General features: G+C 67.2%; 18 protein-coding genes and 1 pseudogene. 6 read left to right on the top strand and 13 right to left on the bottom strand.

What is annotated here, in order from left to right; all coding sequences use genetic code 11:
- Nucleotides 1-84 precede the first annotated feature (84 nt).
- The 8 genes and pseudogenes from B4L36_RS03705 to gmk all read right to left on the bottom strand — a co-directional run bounded on the left by B4L36_RS03705 (nt 85) and on the right by gmk (nt 9,413).
- Nucleotides 85-1,674 (bottom strand): Do family serine endopeptidase, encoded by a 1,590-nt coding sequence (locus tag B4L36_RS03705; RefSeq protein WP_414692133.1) that lies wholly within the window; start codon nt 1,672-1,674, stop codon nt 85-87.
- A 764-nt stretch (nt 1,675-2,438) separates the two neighbouring features.
- Nucleotides 2,439-3,404: pseudogene (hflC, locus tag B4L36_RS03700) on the bottom strand (protease modulator HflC); the annotation flags it as partial.
- A gap of 14 nt (nt 3,405-3,418) precedes the next feature.
- Nucleotides 3,419-4,675: an FtsH protease activity modulator HflK gene (gene hflK, locus B4L36_RS03695; protein ID WP_292952550.1), complete on the bottom strand. Its 1,257-nt coding sequence runs from the start codon at nt 4,673-4,675 to the stop codon at nt 3,419-3,421.
- A 127-nt stretch (nt 4,676-4,802) separates the two neighbouring features.
- Nucleotides 4,803-6,188: a glutathione-disulfide reductase gene (gorA, locus tag B4L36_RS03690; protein WP_292952547.1), complete on the bottom strand. Its 1,386-nt coding sequence runs from the start codon at nt 6,186-6,188 to the stop codon at nt 4,803-4,805.
- Nucleotides 6,188-6,943, bottom strand: a complete 756-nt coding sequence (gene rpiA / locus B4L36_RS03685) for a ribose-5-phosphate isomerase RpiA (protein ID WP_292952544.1) — start codon at nt 6,941-6,943, stop codon at nt 6,188-6,190. The genes gorA and rpiA overlap by 1 nt, the downstream gene beginning before the upstream one ends.
- A 184-nt stretch (nt 6,944-7,127) precedes the next feature.
- Nucleotides 7,128-8,255 carry an ATP-binding protein gene (locus B4L36_RS03680; RefSeq protein ID WP_292952541.1) on the bottom strand — a complete coding sequence of 376 codons (1,128 nt, stop codon included), beginning with the start codon at nt 8,253-8,255 and terminating at the stop codon, nt 7,128-7,130.
- Between the two features lie 7 nt (nt 8,256-8,262).
- On the bottom strand, nt 8,263-8,784 hold the full coding sequence (locus B4L36_RS03675) for a gamma carbonic anhydrase family protein (RefSeq protein WP_292952538.1): 522 nt from the start codon (nt 8,782-8,784) through the stop codon (nt 8,263-8,265).
- Nucleotides 8,785-8,789: 5 nt separating this feature from the next.
- Entirely contained in the window at nt 8,790-9,413 is a 624-nt protein-coding gene (gene gmk / locus B4L36_RS03670) for a guanylate kinase (RefSeq protein ID WP_292952535.1), read from the bottom strand.
- Nucleotides 9,414-9,620: 207 nt separating this feature from the next.
- Here gmk and B4L36_RS03665 point away from each other — a divergent pair, with 207 nt between their 5' ends.
- Nucleotides 9,621-10,385: a PAS domain-containing protein gene (locus tag B4L36_RS03665; RefSeq protein ID WP_292952532.1), complete on the top strand. Its 765-nt coding sequence runs from the start codon at nt 9,621-9,623 to the stop codon at nt 10,383-10,385.
- An 88-nt stretch (nt 10,386-10,473) separates the two neighbouring features.
- On the opposite strand, the gene B4L36_RS03660 is transcribed toward B4L36_RS03665, so the two are convergent.
- Nucleotides 10,474-10,662, bottom strand: a complete 189-nt coding sequence (locus tag B4L36_RS03660; protein WP_292952529.1) for a hypothetical protein — start codon at nt 10,660-10,662, stop codon at nt 10,474-10,476.
- A gap of 95 nt (nt 10,663-10,757) precedes the next feature.
- On the opposite strand from B4L36_RS03660, the gene tkt reads away from it, so the two are divergent.
- From tkt to B4L36_RS03640, 4 genes are all read left to right on the top strand, one after another.
- A complete protein-coding gene (tkt, locus tag B4L36_RS03655) occupies nt 10,758-12,782 on the top strand; it encodes a transketolase (RefSeq protein ID WP_292952526.1) in 2,025 nt (674 codons plus the stop codon).
- An 88-nt stretch (nt 12,783-12,870) separates the two neighbouring features.
- Nucleotides 12,871-13,794, top strand: coding sequence for a DMT family transporter (locus B4L36_RS03650; protein ID WP_292952523.1), 924 nt, complete (start codon nt 12,871-12,873; stop codon nt 13,792-13,794).
- The gene (locus B4L36_RS03645) at nt 13,791-14,663 is read left to right on the top strand and encodes a lysophospholipid acyltransferase family protein (protein WP_292952520.1); all 873 of its coding nucleotides are present in this window, start codon (nt 13,791-13,793) and stop codon (nt 14,661-14,663) included. The genes B4L36_RS03650 and B4L36_RS03645 overlap by 4 nt, the downstream gene beginning before the upstream one ends.
- Before the next feature lie 114 nt (nt 14,664-14,777).
- On the top strand, nt 14,778-15,797 hold the full coding sequence (locus tag B4L36_RS03640) for an LLM class flavin-dependent oxidoreductase (protein WP_292952517.1): 1,020 nt from the start codon (nt 14,778-14,780) through the stop codon (nt 15,795-15,797).
- Nucleotides 15,798-15,895: 98 nt separating this feature from the next.
- Here the strand turns inward: B4L36_RS03640 and B4L36_RS03635 are convergent, their stop codons facing one another.
- A complete protein-coding gene (locus B4L36_RS03635; protein ID WP_292952514.1) occupies nt 15,896-17,362 on the bottom strand; it encodes an aldehyde dehydrogenase family protein in 1,467 nt (488 codons plus the stop codon).
- Between the two features lie 60 nt (nt 17,363-17,422).
- Entirely contained in the window at nt 17,423-18,010 is a 588-nt protein-coding gene (locus B4L36_RS03630) for a (d)CMP kinase (protein ID WP_292952511.1), read from the bottom strand.
- 196 nt (nt 18,011-18,206) lie between these two features.
- Between B4L36_RS03630 and B4L36_RS03625 the strand changes: the two genes are divergently transcribed.
- Nucleotides 18,207-18,971: a helix-turn-helix transcriptional regulator gene (locus tag B4L36_RS03625; protein WP_292952508.1), complete on the top strand. Its 765-nt coding sequence runs from the start codon at nt 18,207-18,209 to the stop codon at nt 18,969-18,971.
- Nucleotides 18,972-19,251: 280 nt separating this feature from the next.
- On the opposite strand, the gene tsf is transcribed toward B4L36_RS03625, so the two are convergent.
- The gene (gene tsf / locus B4L36_RS03620; protein ID WP_292952505.1) at nt 19,252-20,130 is read right to left on the bottom strand and encodes a translation elongation factor Ts; all 879 of its coding nucleotides are present in this window, start codon (nt 20,128-20,130) and stop codon (nt 19,252-19,254) included.
- A 94-nt stretch (nt 20,131-20,224) separates the two neighbouring features.
- Nucleotides 20,225-21,022, bottom strand: a complete 798-nt coding sequence (rpsB, locus tag B4L36_RS03615) for a 30S ribosomal protein S2 (RefSeq protein ID WP_292952502.1) — start codon at nt 21,020-21,022, stop codon at nt 20,225-20,227.
- Nucleotides 21,023-21,058 lie beyond the last annotated feature (36 nt).

Genomic DNA, 21,058 nt, shown 5'->3' with positions numbered 1-21,058 from the left:
TTCCGGGCCGTCTGTCGGCGCCACCGCCCGAAACGCGAAAGGGGCGGCCCGCCCGACCGCCCCCTTGCAATTCTTTCAGCCGCCTTACTGGCTGTCGCTTTTCGCGTCTCCGATCGGCAGGGCGACAAAACGGGGCTCGCCCTCGCGGCGGATCAGCACCAGCACGGATTTCCGGCCGGCCTTGCGGGCGTCATCGATCCGGGCCTTCAGATCGGCGATGCTGGCGACCGGCTGCTGGCTGGCCTCGGTGATGACGTCACCGGCGGCCAGTCCCTTGTCGGCGGCAACGCCTTCGGGATCGAGTGCCTCGATCAGCAAACCCTTGGTGCTGGGATCGGCGCCAAGCTGGGATGCGATTTCGGGCGTCAGGGGCACCAGGCTCATTCCCAGCATTTCCTGATTGCCACCCTGGTCCGGCGTCGCGCCGCCATCGGCGTTGTTGCCGCCCACGGCGGTCTCGCGCCGACCCAGCGTCACCGACAGGGTCTTCTCGCCGTCGCCGCGCTGGACGACGACCTCGACCGCCTGGCCCGACGGCGCCTCGGCCACGCGCTTGACCAAGCCGCGCGTATCCTCGACCGGCTGACCGTCGAAGCTGGTGATCACGTCGCCTGCCTTCATCCCGGCATCCTTGGCCGGCCCGTCAGGCACATCGGTGACCATCGCACCGCGATCGGCCTTCAGTCCAAGCGCCTCGGCCATGTCTGGGGTCACGTCCTGGATCTTGACGCCCAGCCAGCCGCGACGGGTCTCGCCATATTCCTGAAGCTGGTTAATGACTTCGCTGACCACGTTGGAAGCCATCGAGAAACCGATCCCGATCGAGCCGCCGTTGGGCGACAGGATCGCGGTGTTCACGCCAATGACCTCGCCATCCATGTTGAACAGCGGACCCCCGGAATTGCCCCGGTTGATCGCCGCGTCGGTCTGGAGAAAATCGTCATAGGTGCCCGACAATTCGCGATTCCGCGCCGAGACGATCCCGGTCGAGGCCGAGAACCCCTGCCCCAGCGGGTTGCCGAGGGCCATGACCCAGTCGCCCACGCGGGCCTTGTCGGAATCGCCGAACTTCACGAAGGGCAGCGCGCTGTCGCTGTTCACCTTCAGCAGCGCCAGGTCGGTATTGGGATCGGTCCCCACCACCTTGGCGGGCAAGGTCTTGCCGGAATATAGCTCGATCTCGATCTCGTCGGCGCCGTCGATGACGTGGTTGTTGGTCACGATGAAGCCGTCGGCGGAAATCACGAAGCCCGAACCCAGTGAATTCGATCGCTGCGGCATCTGCCGGCGCGGCTGACCGTGCTGCCCGGGCTGGCCGGGTTCGCCAGGCTGGCCCTGAAAGCCGAAATCGCGGAAAAGTTCGGAAAACGGGCTGCCTTCGGGAAAGGTCGGCCCGCCGGCCGGCTGGGTCACGACCGAGGTCGTGGTGATGTTGACGACGGCGGGGGCGACCTTCTCGACCAGATCGGCAAAGCCGCCGGGCATCATCTGCGACGATTGCTGCGGCGAAACCGTCGTGTCCAGAGGCTTGTTGTTGTTCGCCGCTTCCTGCGCCTGCTGGCTGACTTGCGGCGAGACGTCGGAGTTGCTCTGCTGCGCGCCGGCCACGCCAAGGCCTATGGTCAGCGCCAGGGCAGAGGCGGTCAGAAGATGCTTGGGGGAAGGCGTTTTCATTATGGATGTCCTCTTGATTCAATCACTGCGCCGGGGCGAGGCCGTCCCGGAACTCGACTGAATACAAACGGGATCCGCCTCCGAGTTGCAAATAAACCACGCTCTCGCAAAGTGAACTGATCGTGACATTTGTTTCAACATCCCGCGTCCCCGTTCCATCCGCGCAATCCTGCACCGATTCTGCCGATGATACCAGAAATCCGTGGCGCCATGCCGGGGAAGGAAACGGACCGGGCGCTGCCCGGTCCGGTCGCTGCCGCTGGGCGCGAAGCCGCGCGGCACGCGCGGCGGGAACGCGAAGGGGGATCCGGGACCGGCGTCGAGCGGAAACGAAAAAAGGGCGAATGCCGCACGGCATCCGCCCCGTCCTTCTCTGTCGCCGCCACCCGGCCTCAATTGCCGCCGGTCGTGTCCCCCGCGGTTCCGTTCCGGGGCCGCGCTGTATCGGAACTGCCGCCAGCCTCGGGCGCCGGATCGGCGGCGGGCGTCTGTTCGGCGGGTGCCGCGGCGGGTGCCGGCGTCTGCGGTTGAGACGATTGCCCGGCCCCGCCGGCGGAAGCGTCACCAGCCCCCGGGGTCGTTTCGGGCGCCGCTGTCTGGCCAGCGGGCTGATCGGCGGTCGCCGAGCCCCCGGTCATGGGGCGGACCACCTCGGACGGCCTTTCGGGCGGGGTGGCCAGGCTTTCGGGAACCGGTGTCAGCTTGACGCCCGCGCTTTCGCCCAGGGGCTTGCCTTCGCGGTCGGTCACGGTCGGCGTCACCAGATCCTCTTCCTCAGTCGTCGCTGCGCCATCGGCACCGCGCGCGGCATTGCTTTGCGCCGAGGAACCGGGCGGCGTGGCCACCGGGGCGGGATTGGCCCGGCTTGCGCCATCGTCGCGCAGATAGCTGAAGAACTCGCCGTCGGGCTGGATCACCATGCTGCTGTTCTGGCCCTTCAGCGCGCGTTCATAGGAGGTCATCGAGCGCGTGAAGGCAAAGAATTCCGGATCGCGGCCGAACGCGTCGGCATAGATTGCGTTGCGTTCCGCATCCGCCTCGCCGCGAACGATCGAGGCGCGCTTCTGGGCTTCGGAGGTCAGCTCGACCACGGTCCGGTCGGCAGCCGCGCGGATGCGCTGCGCGGCCTCTCCACCACGGGCAATCTCGTCCGCCGCCTCGCGCTGACGTTCCGCCCGCATCCGGGCATAGGTCGCGGTCAGGTTCTGTTCGGGCAGATCGGTCCGGGTCAGGCGCACGTCGATGATCTCGACGCCAAGGCCGGTCGAATTGTTGCGCGCCTCGTCGCGGATCTGGTTCATCAGCCCGGTCCGGTCATCCGACAGCACGCTGGTCGAGGGAACCGAACCCAGAACCTCGCGGATGGCGGTGTTGACGATCGGCTCCAGCCGGCCAAGGGCGGTCTGGATGCCGCCGGTGCCGACGGCCTGCCGGAAGCGCACCGGGTCGGTGATCCGCCAGCGAGCGAAGGCGTCGACGACCAGCCGCCGATCGTCCAGCGGTGTCACCTCCAGCGGCGAGGTGGGCAGGCCCAGGATACGATCGTCGTATTTCGCGACGTTGTCGAGGAACGGCACCTTGACGCCAAGGCCGGGCTGCTCTTGCACATCGACGACCCGGCCAAGGCGCAGCACCAGCGCCTTCTCGCGTTCGTCGACAATGAAGATCGAGGACATGGCGACGACGCCCACGACGATCAGCGCGGGGATCGCCAGCGCGGAAATGGTCAGTCTGCGGGCGGCCATCAGTTATTCCCTCCGGTCGTCATGTTGCTGCGATTGGTATTGTCGGTCTGGCTGGCGCCATTGCCCGAACCCGAACCGGATCCGGATGGCCGCCGCAGCTGATCCAGCGGCAGATAGGGCACCACGCCCGATCCGTTCGCGCCGCCGCCGATCCCCTCGCCGATGATGACCTTGTCCACACTTCCCAGAACATTTTCCATTGTTTCCAGATACATCCGGCGGCGGGTGACCTCGGGGGCCTTGATATATTCCTCGTAGATCGAATTGAAACGCGCGGCCTCGCCCTGGGCGTTGTTGACAGCCTCGGCGCGATAGCCCTCGGCCTGTTCCAGCGTCGCGGCGGCATCACCGCGGGCCTGGGCCAGGACGCGGTTGGCATAGGCGTCGGCCTCTTTCTCCAGCCGGTCGCGTTCCTGCTGCGCGGCCTGCACCTCGCGGAAGGCGTCGATCACCTCGCCCGGCGGGTCGGCCCGGTCGAGGTTGACGCGGACCACGTTGATCCCCGACTGATAGGCGTCCAGCGTGCGCTGCACCGCATCCTTCAGGTCATTGGCGATGGAGCCGCGATCGCGGTTCAGGATCGGCGCCAGTTCCGACCGCGCGATGATGTCGCGCATGGCCGATTCGGCGACCGCCCGGATCGTGTCGGCCGGATCGGCAAGGTTGAACAGGAATTTCTCGGGATCCGAGATGTTCCAGACGACCTGATATTCCATGTCCACGATATTCTGGTCGCGGGTCAGCATCAGCCCGCTGTCCATCGGACCGGACCGGCCGGTGCCGATCTCGGTCACGCGTTCATTGGTGACGGGGACGACTTCTGCGGTGACGAAAGGCCAGGGCGCAAAGTTCAGACCCTCGCTGCCCACCGCAACGGCGCGGCCGAACAGGAATTCGACGCTTTTCTCGTTGGTCTGGACCCGGTAGAAACTGGCAAAGGCCCACAGGCCAAGCGCGACCAGCCCGCCCAGCACCAACGTCGAGCGGTTGAAGCCGAAGCCCGGCCCCGACGGCCCGCGACCCGAACCGTTCGGACGGCCGCCGCCGCCGCCACGCCCGCCCATCAGCACGCGCAGACGTTCCTGGCCCTTCTTCATCAGTTCCTCGATCTCGGGCATCTGTTCGCCGCCGCCGGGCCGGCGCGGACCCTTCGGCGGCTGATCGTTGCCCCAGGGGCGGTCCGACGGGCGCTTGCCGCGATCCTCGTCATCCCCGCCGCCATTTCCGCCGCCGCCCCACGGGCCCTGACTTGCCATGCGCTCGATCTTCCTTTCGTCGATGAATTTCCCTGACTGACACTTAAGGGGCCGGGGCCGATGGTCAACCCTTGCCGGCCAGCCGGTTTCCCCGGCCGCCTGCGGCACGGGGCCGCGCCTCCATCCGTCAGACCGCCATCGTTTCGATCCGGTGCCGGCGGACCGGATGCCGCATCGTCACCAGTTCCTCGGCCGCGGTCGGATGGACGGCGATGGTTGCATCGAACTGCGCCTTGGTCGCGCCCAGGGTGATCGGGATCGCGGCCAGCTGGATCATCTCGCCCGCCTCGGGGCCGAAGATCTGGCAGCCCAGCACGCGGTCGGTCTCGGGTTCGACCAGCAGCTTCATCATCGTGCGCGCGTCCGAACCGGCGAACATCGACCGCATCGGTCTGAAGGTGGTTGCATAGACATCGACCGATCCCGCCACGCGGGCCTGTTCCTCGGTCAGCCCGACCGTGCCCAGTTCATGCGGGCGCAGATAGACGGCGCTGGCGACGATGCCGTGATCGACCTTGCGCGGGCCATCGCCGAAGATCGTGTCGGCGAAACTGTGCCCCTCGCGGATGGCGACCGGGGTCAGGTTGACCCGGTCGGTGACATCACCCACCGCGAAGATCGAGGGAACCGAGGTCTGCGACCATTCGTCCACCGCGACGGCACCGTTCGCCCGCAGCGTCACCTCGGTCCGTTCCAGGCCCAGATCCTGGCTGTGCGGCGCGCGCCCGGTCGCAAAGATCACCCGGTCCACGATTTCGTGGCTGCCATCGGCAAAATGCACCGCGATCCGGCCGTTCCGTTCGTCCAGCCGCGACGGCGTCAGGCCCAGCCGCAGATCGATCCCGATATCCTGAAGCTGCCGCGTCGCCATCTCGCGCGCTTCCAGATCGAAGCCGCGCAGCACCGCGTCGCCGCGATAGGTCTGGATGACATCGACGCCCAGCCCGTTCAGGATGGTCGCAAACTCGCAGGCGATGAAGCCGCCACCGACGATCAGCGCGCGCTGCGGCAGGGTTTCCATCAAGAACAGGTCGTCCGAGATCATCCCCAGTTCCTGACCCGCGATGCCCGGCCAGACGGGCCGGCCGCCGGCGGCGATCAGGATGTGCTTGGCGCTCAGCCGCGTGCCATCGGCCAGTTCCACCTCGTGATGGCCGGCCAGCCGGGCGCGCTGGTGGTGGATCGTCACCCCGGCCTTTTCGGCGTTGGTGGTATAGGCGCGCTCCAACCGGTCCAGTTCCGCATCCAGTTTCTCGCGGAAGATCTGCCAGTCAAAGCGACCGGACTCGGCATCGCTCCAGCCATAGCCGCGCATTTCCTCGGCCATCAAGCCGGCCTGACTGGCAAAGATCATCAGCTTCTTGGGCACGCAGCCGCGAATGACGCAGGTGCCGCCCATGCGGCTTTCCTCGGCCAGTCCGACCCTGGCGCCATGTTCACCCGCCGCGATGCGCGCCGCGCGCACCCCGCCCGAGCCGCCGCCGATGACGAAGAGATCGTAATCGAAACCCATCAGAACTGCTCTCCCTCGCCGGCCAGGAAATCGGCATCCATGCCCGCGTCGCGGTTCAGTTCCACGACGCTGCCATCAGCCTTGCCAATGATGGCCAGATCGCACATGCCGAGGAACAATCCATGTTCGACCACGCCCGGAATGGCCGACAGCGCATGGGCCAGCGCGACCGGCTCGGGGATCGCATCCAGATGCAGATCCAGGATCCAGTTGCCCTCGTCGGTCAGCCAGGGATCGCTGCCCCGCAGCCGGTGCATGACGTCGTGTCCGCCAAGGCCCAGATCGTCCAGCGCACGGCGGATCAGCTTGCGCGTCGTCTCGAAGCCGAATTGCAGCACCTCGACCGGCAGGGGGAACTTGCCCAGCTGATCGACGATCTTGCCGGGATCGGCGATCACCACCATGCGGTCACTGGCGGCGGCCACCACCTTTTCGCGCAGATGCGCGCCGCCGCCGCCCTTGACGAGATGCAGATCGGGATCGACCTCGTCGGCACCGTCGATGGTCATGTCGAGCCAGCCGAGCTGATCGAGGCTTTCGATGCCTATGCCGTTGCGCAGGGCCAGATCGGCGGTCGTCTTCGAAGTCGCCGCACAGCGCAGCTTCAGACCCTCGGCCTGCACGCGGGCGCCCAGCAATTCGACCATGATGCTGGCGGTCGAGCCGGTGCCGAGACCCAGCTTCATGCCGTCCTCGACCAGGGCCACCGCGGCGCGGGCGGCGGCCAGCTTGGCCGGATCGGGTTCTTGCGGCATGAGCGGATCTCCTTCGAAGGCTGTTCCGGCGCTGTATAGACCAAGGCAGGCGCAAGGGCGAGAGGCGCCTTCGATCCCCGCTCGGGCATGCCGCGCGCCCGACGAGGGGGCGGACCGGGGCCCAGCCCCGGCCCGGTCGCTGCCGCTGGGCCTTGAAGCCGCGCGGGACGCGCGGGACGCGACCTCAATCCCCCGCGGACCCGCCCGACGCCGCGCCCGCCTCCGGCAGGATCACGGTGAAGCGGCTTCCCTGGCCTTTCGTGCTTTCGATCCGGAAGCGGCCGCGATGACGGTTCACGATATGCTTGACGATGGCGAGGCCGAGGCCCGTCCCCCCCTGCGCCCGCGAACGGTGGGTATCGACGCGATAGAACCGCTCGGTCAGGCGCGGAAGATGGATCTCGTCGATCCCCTCGCCGCGATCCTCGATCGCGACCGCCCAGCCGGGACCGCGCAGCATCGGCTCGTGCGGGATGCGGCGCAGATGCAGGCCGAGATACCCCCCCTCGCCGCCATATTTCAGCGCATTCTCGACCAGGTTCTGAAACACCTGCACAAGCTGATCGGCATCCCCCGCAAGCCGCTGGCTGCCGTCGAGTCCCGTTGCCTCGACCCGCACATCCAGGGCCTCGGCGGCCGGGCCCATCGTCGCCAGCACCCCGCGCAGCAGCAGCGGCAGATCGACCAGGGTCTGCGGACGGCGGCGCTCCTCGGCCTGGACCCGGCTCAGCGACAACAGATCGCCGACCAGCCGGTTCATCCGTCCCGCCTCGCGTTCCATGATGTCCAGAAACCGCGCGCGCGCCTTGTCGTCGTTGCGCGCCGGGCCGCGCAGGGTCTCGATGAACCCGGTCATCGCGGTCAGCGGCGTTTTCAACTCGTGGCTGACATTGGCGACGAAATCGCGGCGCAGTTGTTCCCCCTCTTCGGCGGCCGAGCGGTCGAGGATGGCGACGACGGCGCCCGCACCCAGCGAGGGGGCAAGTCGCGAAACGGTGATCTCGGCGGCGACATCGCGGCGGTCGGCGGCAATCTGGGCGCGCAGGACCGCCCCTCCCTCGGGCGGGGTCGGCAGCACGGGATCGGGCGGCGGCGCGGGGTGGCGGTCCGGTGACAGCACCCGGTCCAGCGCCTGAAGCACGGCCGGATGGCGGATGACGGTGACGAAGGGACGGTCCAGCAGATTCGGGCCGAACAGCGCTTCGGCGGCGGGATTGGCGCCGATCATGCGGGCCTGCGCATCGACGATCAGCACCGGCAGCGGAATGCCGTCCATGATCCCGGCCACGCGCCTGCACGCCTCGCGCGTCATCGCAGCTTCAGTCCAGCCGCCGCAGACCGGCGCGGAAGCGCGCCGCATTGGCGCGATAACGGGCCGCAGAGCGCAGCAGGTCCGCCTGCGCCGCCTCGTCCAGCATCCGCACCACCCGGCCCGGCGCGCCCATGACCAGCGCGCCCGCCGGGATCTGCTTTCCCTCGCCGATCAGCGCCCCCGCGCCGATCAGCGCCCCCGCCCCGATCACCGCGCCGTTCAGGATGGTCGCGCCCATCCCGACCAGCGCGCCCGCGCCGATGGTGCAGCCATGCAGGATCGCGCGGTGGCCGATGGTGCAATTTGGCCCGACGACCAGCGGATGACCCGGATCGGTGTGACAGACGCAGAGATCCTGAAGGTTCGATCCGCGACCCAGCCGGATTTCCTCGTTGTCGCCGCGCAGAACCGCGCCCCACCAGACCGATGCACCCGGTTCCAGCACCACCCGCCCGATCAACTGCGCGTCGGGGGCGGCCCAGGCGTCGCCGTCCAGTCGCGGTGCGATTCCGTCCAGTTCCCAGATCATGCGCCCTACCCCTCCATCAGCCGCTTCACGAAGGCCCCAAGGCCGCCCTGCCGATCCCGGCGCAGACGCTCGGCGGTCAGGATCGCGCGCAGATGTGCCTCGGTCCGGTCAAGATCGTCATTGACCAGAACATAGTCATATTCGGCCCAATGGCTGATCTCGGCCCGGCTCTTGGCCATGCGGCCGGCGATCACCGCCTCGCTGTCCTGACCGCGCGCGCGCAACCTCCGTTCCAGTTCCGGCAACGAGGGCGGCAGCACGAAGATCGACACGACATGCCCGCCCAGGGCCGAGGCGCGGATCTGCTGGCCGCCCTGCCAGTCCACGTCGAACAGCGTGTCGCGGCCCTCGTTCATCGCCGCCTCGACCGGCGCGCGGGGCGAGCCGTAGAAATTGCCGAAAACCTCGGCATGTTCCAGCATCTGCCCGCGGCTGACCAGGGCTTGGAAATCCCGTGGCGTGATGAAATGATAATGCTGACCATCGATCTCGCCGGGCCGGGGCGCACGGGTCGTGGCCGAGACCGAAAAGCGCAGGGCCGGATCCCATTCCATCAGCCGTCGCGCCAACGTCGATTTGCCCGCGCCCGAGGGAGAGGACAGGATGATCAGCAAACCCGTTCGATCCATCGGCACCCTTTCCCGGTGGCATCCCTGTGTCGCCGCCGGGGATGAACCAGCCCGCCTTCGTGGTCAAGTCCCGGCCCCGTCGCGGCGCGGAAAGTCTTAACCATTCGTTAGGAATCGACTCGGCAAGCGTGCTGCGATTGACATAGGATCACAGCGGGACCGATTGTTTTCCGGTCCCTGTGCAAGGTGACATGTGAGGGTTTTCCGTTGGCAGACGAAAAGGGCAACAGCGATCGTGACGGGCCCGATCCGGCATCCGGTTCGGCCCAGTTGCTGCGGCTGGCCGATTACGACCGGGTGCAGCCCGGACACATCATCGCCGAGATGCGCGATTACTGGCACGGCCTGCGGCGCGGCCGCGCCATCCCCGCACGCAGCGATGTCGAGCCGCGCGGGATCAGCCGCGCCCTGGACTACGCCTTCATTCTTGAACGGATCGCGCCCGGGGCCGCGCGGATGCGCCTTGCCGGCCGCCACCTGATCGACCTGATGGGAATGGAGGTGCGCGGGATGCCGATCTGCGCCTTCCTGCAATCCAGTTCCCGGGGACGCCTGTCGGATGTGCTGGAATCGGTCTTCAAGGCGCCGCAGATCGCCGAACTGACGCTGCATTCCAGGGGTGAATATGCCCGGCCCGAACTGAACGCGAGGATGCTGCTGCTGCCGCTGAGATCCGATCTCGGCGATGTGACCCGGGCCCTGGGGTGCCTGATCTCGGATGGCGAGACCGGTGTGGCGCCGCGCCGTTTCGATCTGGTCGCGGACAGGGTGCTGCCGATCATCGAGGGGGGCACGACCGTCGCGCCATCGCCTTCGGGCTTTTCCGAGCCGCCATCGCGCTTTGATGGCATGGATACGCCAAAACGGCGGCGGGGCGATGCGAAGGGCGCCCCTGCCGCGCCCCTGCCCGATCCAGGCCGCACAGCGACACCCGAGGAACGGCGGGCCGGCTTTCGGGTCGTGACCGACTAGTGCACGCACCCATCCATGACGAACGCGGTTTTCTTTCTGTGAAAGAGGAAAGCAGCCGGTCCCAGCGTTGCGACGAACTGACAGAGTTCTAAAGGTCGACGACCAGGCCGCTCTTGCCGTCCTCGACCGCGACGCCCGCCGAGGACGCGACCGGATCGAACGGTTCTTGTCGAAACGCAAGCATTGCCGGGCCATCGCGACCGGATTCGAGAAACACGATGACAATTTCCTTGCCCTCGTCAAACGCACCGCAACACGCATCTGGTTTCGCGTTCATGAGCCGGTGACCCGGGCCTGCGCCGCACGGCTTGCAACAGGACCGCATCGCCCCTAACAGAACGGGAACAGTCATTTGCCCCCGGAGGGAAAGCCATGGATATCGAAGCCCGCCGCGAAGCCGACCCGCAGCACTGGAAACTGGCCAGCGCGATCCGCGTCCTGGCGATGGACGCGGTCGAGGCCGCCAGTTCCGGCCACCCCGGAATGCCGATGGGCATGGCGGATGTCGCGACAGTGCTGTTTCGCAAGCACCTGACATTCGACGCCTCGGATCCGCACTGGTTCGACCGCGATCGTTTCGTGCTGTCGGCCGGCCATGGTTCGATGCTGCTCTACGCGCTGCTGCACCTGACCGGCTATGCCGACATGACGATGGATCAGATCCGCAATTTCCGCCAGCTGGGCTCGATCACCGCGGGTCATCCCGAATACGGCCACGCAACCGGGATCGAGACGACGACCGGCCCGCTGGGCCAGGGCCTGGCCACCGCCGTCGGCATGGCCATGGCCGAAGAGGCGATGCGCGCGGAATTCGGCGCCGAATTATGCGATCACCGCACCTGGGTCATCGCCGGCGACGGCTGCCTGATGGAAGGGATCAGCCAGGAGGCGGTGGCGCTTGCCGGCGCGCAGAGGCTGGGTCGGCTGATCGTGCTGTGGGACAACAACGACATCACCATCGACGGCCGGGTCAGCCTGTCCGACAGAACCGATCAACGTGCCCGGTTCGAGGCTTCGGGCTGGCGCGTGCTGTCCTGCGATGGACACGATGTCGCCGATATCGAACGCGCCCTGTCCAAGGCCGCCACGGATGACGGCCGACCGGTCCTGGTCGATTGCAAGACCATCATCGGCTTTGGCGCGCCCAACAAGTCCGACAGCGCCAAGGCCCATGGCTCGCCCCTCGGCGCCGAGGAAATCGAGGCCGTCCGCCGCGCCCTTGGCTGGACCGCGCCGGCCTTCGAGATCCCCGACGACATCCTGTCCGACTGGCGCGAGATCGGCGCGCGGGGCGGCAAGGCGCGCAAGGCCTGGGAAGACCGCGTCGAAGCCCTCGCATCCGACAACCGCGAGGAATTCCGCCGCCGGACCGGGAACGGCGCCAATCCGCACCTGGTGCCGACCATCGTGGCGCTGAAGACGCAGGCGGCCGAAAGCAAGCCCAAGATTGCCACCCGCAAGGCCAGCGAGAACGTGCTCGAGGTGCTGAACCCGCACATGCCCGAGAATTTCGGCGGCTCGGCCGACCTGACCGGCTCGAACAACACCCGCACCCCCGATCTGGGCATCTTCGGACCCGAAGACCGGATGGGCCGCTATATCCACTACGGCATCCGCGAGCACGGCATGGCGGCGGCGATGAACGGGATCTGGCTGCATGGTGGCTTTCGCCCCTATGGCGGCACCTTCCTGACCTTCACCGATTACGCCCGCGGCGCGATCCGCCTGTCGGCGCTGATGGGCCTGCCCGTCATCTATGTCATGACCCATGACAGCATCGGCCTGGGCGAGGACGGGCCGACCCACCAGCCGGTCGAACATCTGGCCATCGCGCGCGCGACGCCGAACATCCTGACCCTGCGACCCTGCGATCAGGTCGAGACCGCGGAGGCCTGGGAACTGGCCCTGACGCAGACCGCCCGCCCCACGATCATGGCGCTGTCGCGGCAGGGACTTCAGGCCCTGCGCACCAGCCATCAGGACGAGAACCTGTCGGCCAGGGGGGCCTATGTGCTGCGCGAGGCCTCGGGCGGGAAACCCGCGGTGGTGCTGATGGCATCGGGCTCCGAGGTCGAGATCGCGGCGACCGCCCGCGACACGCTGGAGGCCGAGGGCACACCCGCCCGCGTCGTCTCGGTTCCCTCGATGGAATTGTTCCGCGATCAACCCTCCGCCTATCGCGAAGAGGTTCTGCCGGCCGGCACCGTGCGCGTCGCGATCGAGGCCGCGGTGCGCCAGCCCTGGGACTGGCTGCTGCTGGGCGAACGTGGCCGCGAGGAGAAATCAGATTTCGTCGGCATGACGGGCTTTGGCGCCTCGGGGCCCGCACCCGCGCTCTACAAGGAATTCGGGATCACCGCCGACAATGTCGTGGCCAGGGTGAAGGCGATGCTGTGAGGCGACATTTCGCCTTCGGCGAGGGTATTTGGACAACAGAGAAGCCGCCGCTTCTTCGTTGCTCAAATACCCATGACGCCCACAGCTGATGCGAGTCCTGGCGCGGGCCTTCGCGCTGATGGCGCGCGAACGTGACGGCCCTCGCCAGCCGCGGCCCGCACAGACGGCGGGAATCGTCTTTCTTCTGGCCGCGATCATCGGTTTCACGCTGATGGACGCGACCGCCAAGCATCTGACCCGAACCTATCCTCCGGCACAGATCGTCTGGGCACGATTTCTGGGAAATCTTCTGATCTTTCTGGCGATCTTTCGCGGACGGGTCTTCGTTTTGATGCGGTCGCGCCAGCCGGGCCTGCAACTGGCGCGCGCGGGGATGCAGCTTGCCTCGGTCGGGTTGTTCTTCACCGCGCTGCAATTCATCGGGCTGGCCGAGGCGACGGCGATCATGGATCTGAACCCGGTCCTGATCACGCTGGGTGCGGCGCTGTTTCTGGGCGAGGCGATCGGGCCGCGCCGGATCGCCGGCATCGCTGCGGCGCTGATCGGGGCGCTGATCATCATCCGGCCGGGCCTTGGCGTGTTCCAGCCCGCGGCCCTGCTGCCGCTGGCCGGTGCCTTCACCTATGCGGCGGGGGCGCTGCTGACAAGGATCGTCCGGGCGGATTCGGTGGCGACCTCGGTGCTGTGGTCGGCGGTTCTGGGCACGGTGGCGACCTCGGCGCTGGTGCCGTTCTTCTGGCTTCCGGTCGCGGCGGGCGATCTGTCGGCCTTCGCGGCGCTGGCGCTGTTCGGCACCGCCAGCCAGTATTTCCTGGTGCGTGCCTTCACCGTTGCCGAGGCCGGCGTTCTGGCTCCGTTCGGCTATACCGGTCTTGTCTGGGCGGGATTCTGGGGCTGGCTGTTCTTCGGACAATTGCCGGATCGCTGGACCGTCGCGGGCGCTGCGCTTATCGTCGGCGCGGGCCTCTACGTCTGGTCGCGCGAGGCCGGTGCCGCCCGGAAGGACCGATGAGCGACGACGACAGGACATCCTTCACCGACCGCCTGGCGAACGCCGCCTTTCTGGCGGTGATGGCGGCGGCGCGGCTGCTGCCCTATGATCGCAGGATACCGGTGATGGGCTGGGTGTTCGCCCATCTTCTGGCCCCGGTCGCGGGCTGGCGGCGGCGGATTCGCGACAATCTGGCGCTGGCCAGGCCCGATCTGGATCACGAGGCGGTCGAAATCCTGGTCCGGGCCGTGCCGGAGAACACCGGCCGGTCGCTGGCCGAGATCTATTCCGGCGACGCCTTCACTGCCCGGATACGCGCCTCGGATCCGCTGGAGGGTCCGGGCCTGCCGGCGCTGGAGACGGCGTTCGAGACCGGGCGACCGGTCATCATCGCCTGCGCGCATTTCGGCAATTACGACGCCATGCGCGCCGCCCTCGCCGGTCGCGGCTGGCCGGTCGGCGCGCTTTATCGCCCGATGAACAACGATGCGTTCAACCGTCACTATGTGCCCACCATCAGCGCCATCGCCGAACCGCTGTTTCCGCGCGGGCGTGGCGGGCTGGCCGCGATGCTGCGCTTTCTCAAGGGCGGCGGCTGGCTGGCCCTGGGCTTTGACCAACATGACCGGCACGCGCCGGAACTGCGCTTCTTCGACCTGCCGGCCAGGACCGTGCTGACCCCGGCCGAGTTGGCGATCCGCTATGACGCGCTGATCCTGCCGGTCCACGGTATCCGGCAGCCCGATGGTCTGTCCTTCCGTGTCCATGTTGGCGAACCGCTGGAAAAGGCCGCTCCGGACCGGATGATGCAGGCCCTGAATGACGATCTGGAAATGCTGGTCCGCCGGCATATGGATCAATGGTTCTGGGTGCACCGGCGCTGGAAATGAAGCCCCTGCGACAGCGCACAGCCGATGTGCGCGAACCGGCATTGCCTGCCGCGCAGGCCGACCATATCTGCCGGCAGAAGCGCGCGGCATGACGGTCGCGAGAAAGGATTATCCATGAAAAAGATCGGTTTCCTGTCCTTCGGGCATTGGGCGCCCGAGCCCGGCTCGCAGGTGCGTTCGGCCAGCGATGTCCTGCTGCAATCCATCGATCTGGCCGTCGAGGCGGAAAAACTGGGCCTCGACGGGGCCTATTTTCGCGTCCACCATTATGCGCGGCAACTGGCCTCGCCCTTTCCGCTGCTGGCTGCGATCGGTGCGCGGACATCGACGATCGAGATCGGCACCGGCGTGATCGACATGCGCTATGAAAACCCGCTTTATATGGTCGAGGATGCCGGCTCGGCGGATCTGATCGCGGGCGGGCGGCTGCAACTGGGGATCAGCCGCGGCTCGCCCGAACAGGTGATCGAGGGCTGGCGGCATTTCGGCTATCAGCCCGCCGAGGGGGAAACCGACCAGGACATGGCCCGCCGCCATACCGAGGTCTTCCTGCAACAGCTGGAAGGCAAGGGCTTTGCGCGCCCCAATCCGCGCCCGATGTTTCCCAATCCACCCGGGCTGCTGCGCCTGGAACCCCATTCCGAGGGGTTGCGGGACAGGATCTGGTGGGGATCGGCCTCGGATGCGACGGCGGTCTGGGCCGCGCGGATGGGAATGAACCTGCAAAGCTCGACCCTGAAGGTCGATGAAGGGGGCGAGCCGTTCCACGTCCAGCAGGCCCGCCAGATCCGCGCCTATCGCGCGGCATGGATCGAGGCCGGACACGCGCGCGACCCGCGCGTTTCGGTCAGCCGCTCGATCTTTGCCTTGGTCAGCGACATGGACCGGCGCTATTTCGGACGCGGCGGCAAGGACAGCGACCAGATCGGCAATATCGACAATTTCCGCGCGGTCTTCGGCCGCTCCTATGCGGATGAACCGGATCGGCTGGTCGAGGCGCTGCGCCAGGACGAAGCCATCGCCGAGGCCGATACGCTGTTGCTGACGGTGCCGAACATGCTGGGCGTCGAATACAACGTCCATGTCCTCGACGCGATTCTGAAACACGTGGCCCCTGCCCTCGGCTGGCGGTGATCACGTGCCCGGCGCGCCAGCGCGCGCCGGGTTGTCGCTGCGGGCGCCGGGATTCGGCGTCCAAGCCGCGCACCCGGCGGTGGTGCCGACGCCGACCCCTAGTCGTGGCGGATCACCATGGTCCGGGTCGCGGCAAATTCGTAGAGCGCATCGAACCCCTTTTCGCGGCCATGGCCTGATTTCTTCATGCCGCCGAACGGCAACTCGATCCCGCCGCCCGCGCCATAGGCGTTCACGAAGACCTGCCCGACCATGATCTGCCGGGCGACTCGGATGGCGCGGCTGCCATCGCGCGACCACACCCCGGCGACAAGGCCGTAATCGGTATCGTTGGCAAGGGCGATTGCATCGGCTTCGTCGGAAAAGGTCATCAACGACAGGATCGGGCCAAACACCTCCTGCTGCGCCAGCGGGTGATCGCGCGGAACCGGGCCGTAGGCGCGGGGGGCGACGAAATTGCCGTCCCGCGCGGCCTGCGGATCGATCCGGCCCTCGGCGATCAGCGGGATGCCATCGGCATCGGCGCGATCGCAAAAGCGGCGGACCCGCTGCATCTGTTTCGGCGAGATCAGCGGCCCGAGATCGCGATCCGCATCCTGCGGGGCTGCGGTCAGGGCGGGAAAATCGCGACGCAGGCGTTCCGTCACCGCCTCGGCGATGCCGTCCTGAACCAGAAGCCGCGCCCCGGCCGAACAGGTCTGTCCCGCATTCTGGGTGATCGCCTTCAGGACCACCGGCATGGCATGGTCCAGATCGGCATCGTCGAACAGGATCTGAGGCGATTTGCCGCCCAGTTCCAGCGTGCAGCCGATATGGTGGCCGGCCGCCGCCTGCTGGACCGCCGCGCCCACCTCGGGGCTGCCGGTGAAGCTGATGAAGTCGATGCCGCGGTGCGCGGCCAGCGCCGCCCCGGCCCGATCACCGCGTCCCGGCACGCAGTTCAGCGCCCCGGCGGGCAGCCCCGCATCGCACAGGATCTGGGCCAGGCGCAGCGGCGTCAGGCAGGCATCCTCGGCCGGTTTCAGCACGCAGGCATTGCCCATCGCCAGCGCAGCGGCGATGGTGCGGCCGAACATCTGCGCCGGATAATTCCATGGGATGATATGTCCGGTCACGCCGAAGGGCACGTATTCGGTGGTCACGAAATGGCCGGGCAGGAAGGGAATCGTGTCGCCATGCAACTTGTCCGCCGCGCCGCCGTAAAATTCCAGATAACGTGCCGTCGCCGCGATATCGGCGCGCGCCTGCGAGATGGGTTTGCCGGTATCGCGCGCCTCCAGCGCCGCCAGATCCCCGGCCGCCCCGGCAACCAGGGCGGCGGCGCGCGACAGGATGCGGCCGCGCTCGGTCGCGCTCAACGCGCCCCATGCGCCATTGCGCGCACGTCGCGCGGCGGCGACGGCGGTGTCGATATCGGCCGCATTGCCCGAGGCGATGCGGCTGAATGCCTCGCCGGTGGCGGGGTCGATCACCGGCAGCGTCTCGCCGCTGGCCGAGGGGCGCCATTCGTTGTCTATGAACACACCGTCGATGACGGAATCGGGATTGCGCGCGGCGATGTTCATCGGACCCTCCTCGTGATGCCCGGGGATCCTTGCGCATCGCGGCGCGGCGCGCAAGCGGGGCTAGGTGGCGCGACGCCGGCCGACGGCTGACAGAGCCGCGGCGACCGCCTGTTCGATGGTCAGATCGGTCGTGTCCAGCACTACCGCGTCATCGGCCGGCCGCAGCGGTGCGCTGGCGCGCTGGCTGTCACGGCGGTCGCGTTCCTGCAACTGGGCCAGCATCTCGGCCGGGTCGGCGCCCAGTTCGGACGCCCGGCGCATGGCCCGCACCTGGTCCGAGGCGACGACATACAATTTCAGATCCGCCTGCGGGCAGATCACCGTGCCGATATCGCGCCCGTCCAGCACCGCGCCGGGTTCGCGCATCGCGAAGCGGCGCTGGAAATCGATCAGGGCCGCGCGGACCTCGGGGATCGCCGCGACGCGGCTGGCGGCCTGACCGGCCTCGGCGCTGCGCAGATCGTCGCGTGCCAGATCCGCTGCGACCAGCCCGCGGGCCGCTGCGACCGGATCGCCGCCCTTCACCCCGGTCGCCCGGTAGAGCAGCCCGGTATCAAGATGATGAAAGCCCAGATCGGCGGCCAGCGCCCGCCCGATCGTCCCCTTCCCCGAGGCCGCCGGCCCGTCGATCGCAATGATGAACGCCATGTCCCCGGCCTGCCGTTTTACCCGTCACCGCCTCTTTGCATATCCGCGCGGCAAAGGTCCAGCCGGCAGCAGAGGTCGCGGAACGGCCCTTGTCGGACCGGCAAGAGGGCGGTCGGGCGGGCGAATTCTTCTTGGCATCACCGTGATTCTGCATTTCTATCGCCGAAATGAAGAATTTATTTCGGTTTAGTGATTTATGTCGATCAATTATCTTGATCGTGTCGCCAATGCCCGATCGGTGCCCGAGGCAAGCGATGCCTATCTTTCGGCTTTGCGCGAACACGGTTTTCAACACGGTCTCTATATCGCGCGCTTCCTGCTGTCGCTTCCCGCCGCCGTGCTGCGCGAAGAGCCGATCCTGTTCGGCAATTTCCCCGACGGCTTTGTCGCACGGCTAGGCGCCGGGGGGCTGCTGGCCACCGCGCCCTGGGCGGTCTGGGCGCTGCAGAATTCCGGCAATGCCTCGTTGCGGGATGCGTGCCTGGGGCATGAAGACGGGGCCGCGGAAATCCACCCTGCGATCCGTCTGGCGATGGATCACGGCGTCGAGGCGGGTCGAGTCATCAGCCTCAGGAACAGGGTGCCGCGCAGTCATGGCGCGGTATTGCTGTGCCCTGGCGGCGGGATCAGCCACGAGCGCGCCGAAACGGCCTGGCAATCCGCGCGCGGCGAGATCGGGATTCTGACCTCGGTCCTGCATCTTCGGCTGGCGACGCTGGGCCGGCGGCTGGTCGAAACCCGCCTGACGCAGCGTCAGCGCGAGGTTCTGGAATGGAGTTCGGCCGGAAAGACGGTGGCCGAGATCGGCACGATCCTGGGCGTAGCGGCCGCCACGGTCGAAAAACATCTGCGTCTGGCGCGGCAGGCGATCGGGGCCGATACGACCGCCCACGCCATCCTCCGCGCCCATCTGGCCCACCAGATTTTCCCGCACGGCCAAGACCTGAACCCGTTCACGTGAGGATAGGCCAATAGGGGTAGGGTTTGCCTGACTTTCTCTTTGCGGCAAATCGGCCTTGAATCGTGACGTTCCGTGAGTGGTGACACAGAATGTGTCAGGAACCTGCGCAAGGGTCCGAGTGTTGCCCGGGCCGCGCATCCCGTCAGAAACGGGGGGCATCTGCCGATGGCGGTCTTGTCGTCGTCGGCGGATGTCGCGCGTTCCCGGCCGATGTCGCAAAACGACGAAAGACGCCGGCCATCGCTGACCGGCGTCTTCGCAGAAAACGGCAGGGAACGGATCAGGCGCCGCCCAGGGTCTTGGCGACCTCGGCCGCGAAATCCTCTTCCTTCTTCTCGATGCCTTCGCCGACCGCGACGCGGGCAAAGCCCACGATCCTGGCACCGGCGTCCTTGGCCGCCTGTTCGACCGTGACATCGGGATTGATGACGAATTTCTGACCCAGCAGCGTCACTTCCTCGAAGAACTTGGCCATCCGGCCGACGATCATCTTTTCGATCACCGCTTCCGGCTTGCCCGATTCGCGGGCCTGTTCGGTCAGGACGGACTTCTCGCGTTCCACCAGGGCCGGATCCAGATCGTCCTGGCTCAGCGAGGCGGGTGAGGTCGCGGCGACATGCATCGCGATCTGGCGGCCGATTTCCTCGTCGCCCCCGTCCAGACCGACCAGAACGCCGATCTTGCCCATCCCCTCGGCTGCGGCGTTATGGACGTAAGAGACGACCAGCGGCGCTTCGACCTTGACCATGCGGCGCAGGGTCATGTTCTCGCCGATCTTGGCGATGGCGTCGGTCAGAACCTCCGAGACGGGTTTGCCGTCGATCCTGGCGGCGTTCAGTTCCTCGGTATTCTGCACGTCCAGACCGGCCTCGGCGATCTTGCGGACCATGCGCTGGAATTCCTCGTTCTTGCCGACGAAGTCGGTCTCGGAATTCACCTCTACAGCGACGCCCTTGCCGTTCCTGACGGCCACGGCGACCAGACCCTCGGCCGCGACGCGACCGGATTTCTTCGCGGCCTTGGCCAGGCCCTTGGTCCGCAGCCAGTCCTGCGCGGCCTGCATGTCGCCATCGGTCTCGGTCAGCGCCTTCTTGGCGTCCATCATCCCTGCGCCGGTGGTCTCGCGCAGTTCCTTCACCATCGCGGCGGTGATAGCCATGATCCGTCTCCTTTGATCAACACGTCAGGCGGGGCATATCCCCGCCTGACGACGTTTCCGTAAATGCATCCGGGGTCCGGACGGGCCGGATCGATCAGGCGTCGGCCGTCGCCTGCTCGTCGGCTTTCGCCTCGGCCTCGCCCTCGTTCAGCGCCTCGTCGGGCGTTTCGGACAGGGCGCCCAGATCGACACCGGCGGCACCCATCTGCGCGGTCATGCCGTCCAGCGCCGCACGGCTGGCCAGATCGCAATACAGCGCGATGGCGCGGGCCGCATCGTCGTTGCCCGGAATGATATAATCCACGCCGTCGGGCGAGCAATTGGTATCGACCACGGCGACGACCGGGATCCCCAGCTTCTTCGCTTCGAGGATCGCCAGGTCTTCCTTGTTCACGTCGATGACGAACAGCAGATCCGGCAGGCCGCCCATGTCGCGGATGCCGCCAAGGCTGGCCTGCAGCTTGGCCTGTTCGCGTTCCAGCCCCAGGCGCTCTTTCTTGGTCATGCCTTCGGCGCCGCCGGCCATCGTCTCGTCGATGGCCTTGAGGCGGTTGATCGACTGGCTGACGGTCTTCCAGTTGGTCAGCGTGCCGCCCAGCCAGCGGTGGTTCATGTAAAACTGGGCCGAGCGTTCGGCCGCATCCGCGATCGGCTTCTGCGCCTGGCGCTTGGTGCCGACGAACAGCACGCGGCCGCCCTTGGCGACGGTGTCGCGCACGACCTGCAGCGCGGCGTCCAGCATCTGGACGGTCTGGGTCAGATCGACGATGTGGATGCCGTTGCGGTCGCCATAGATGAATTCCGCCATGCGCGGATTCCAGCGTTGCGTCTGGTGGCCGTAATGGACGCCAGCTTCAAGAAGCTGACGCAGGGAAAATTCGGGAAGCGCCATTCCAATGTCCTTTCCGGTTTGCGCCTTGGCAGGGGT

The sequence above is a fragment of the Paracoccus sp. UBA889 genome (assembly GCA_002294185.1).
In the GTDB taxonomy this organism is placed as follows: domain Bacteria; phylum Pseudomonadota; class Alphaproteobacteria; order Rhodobacterales; family Rhodobacteraceae; genus Paracoccus.
This window is presented reverse-complemented; position numbering and strand designations above follow the sequence as displayed.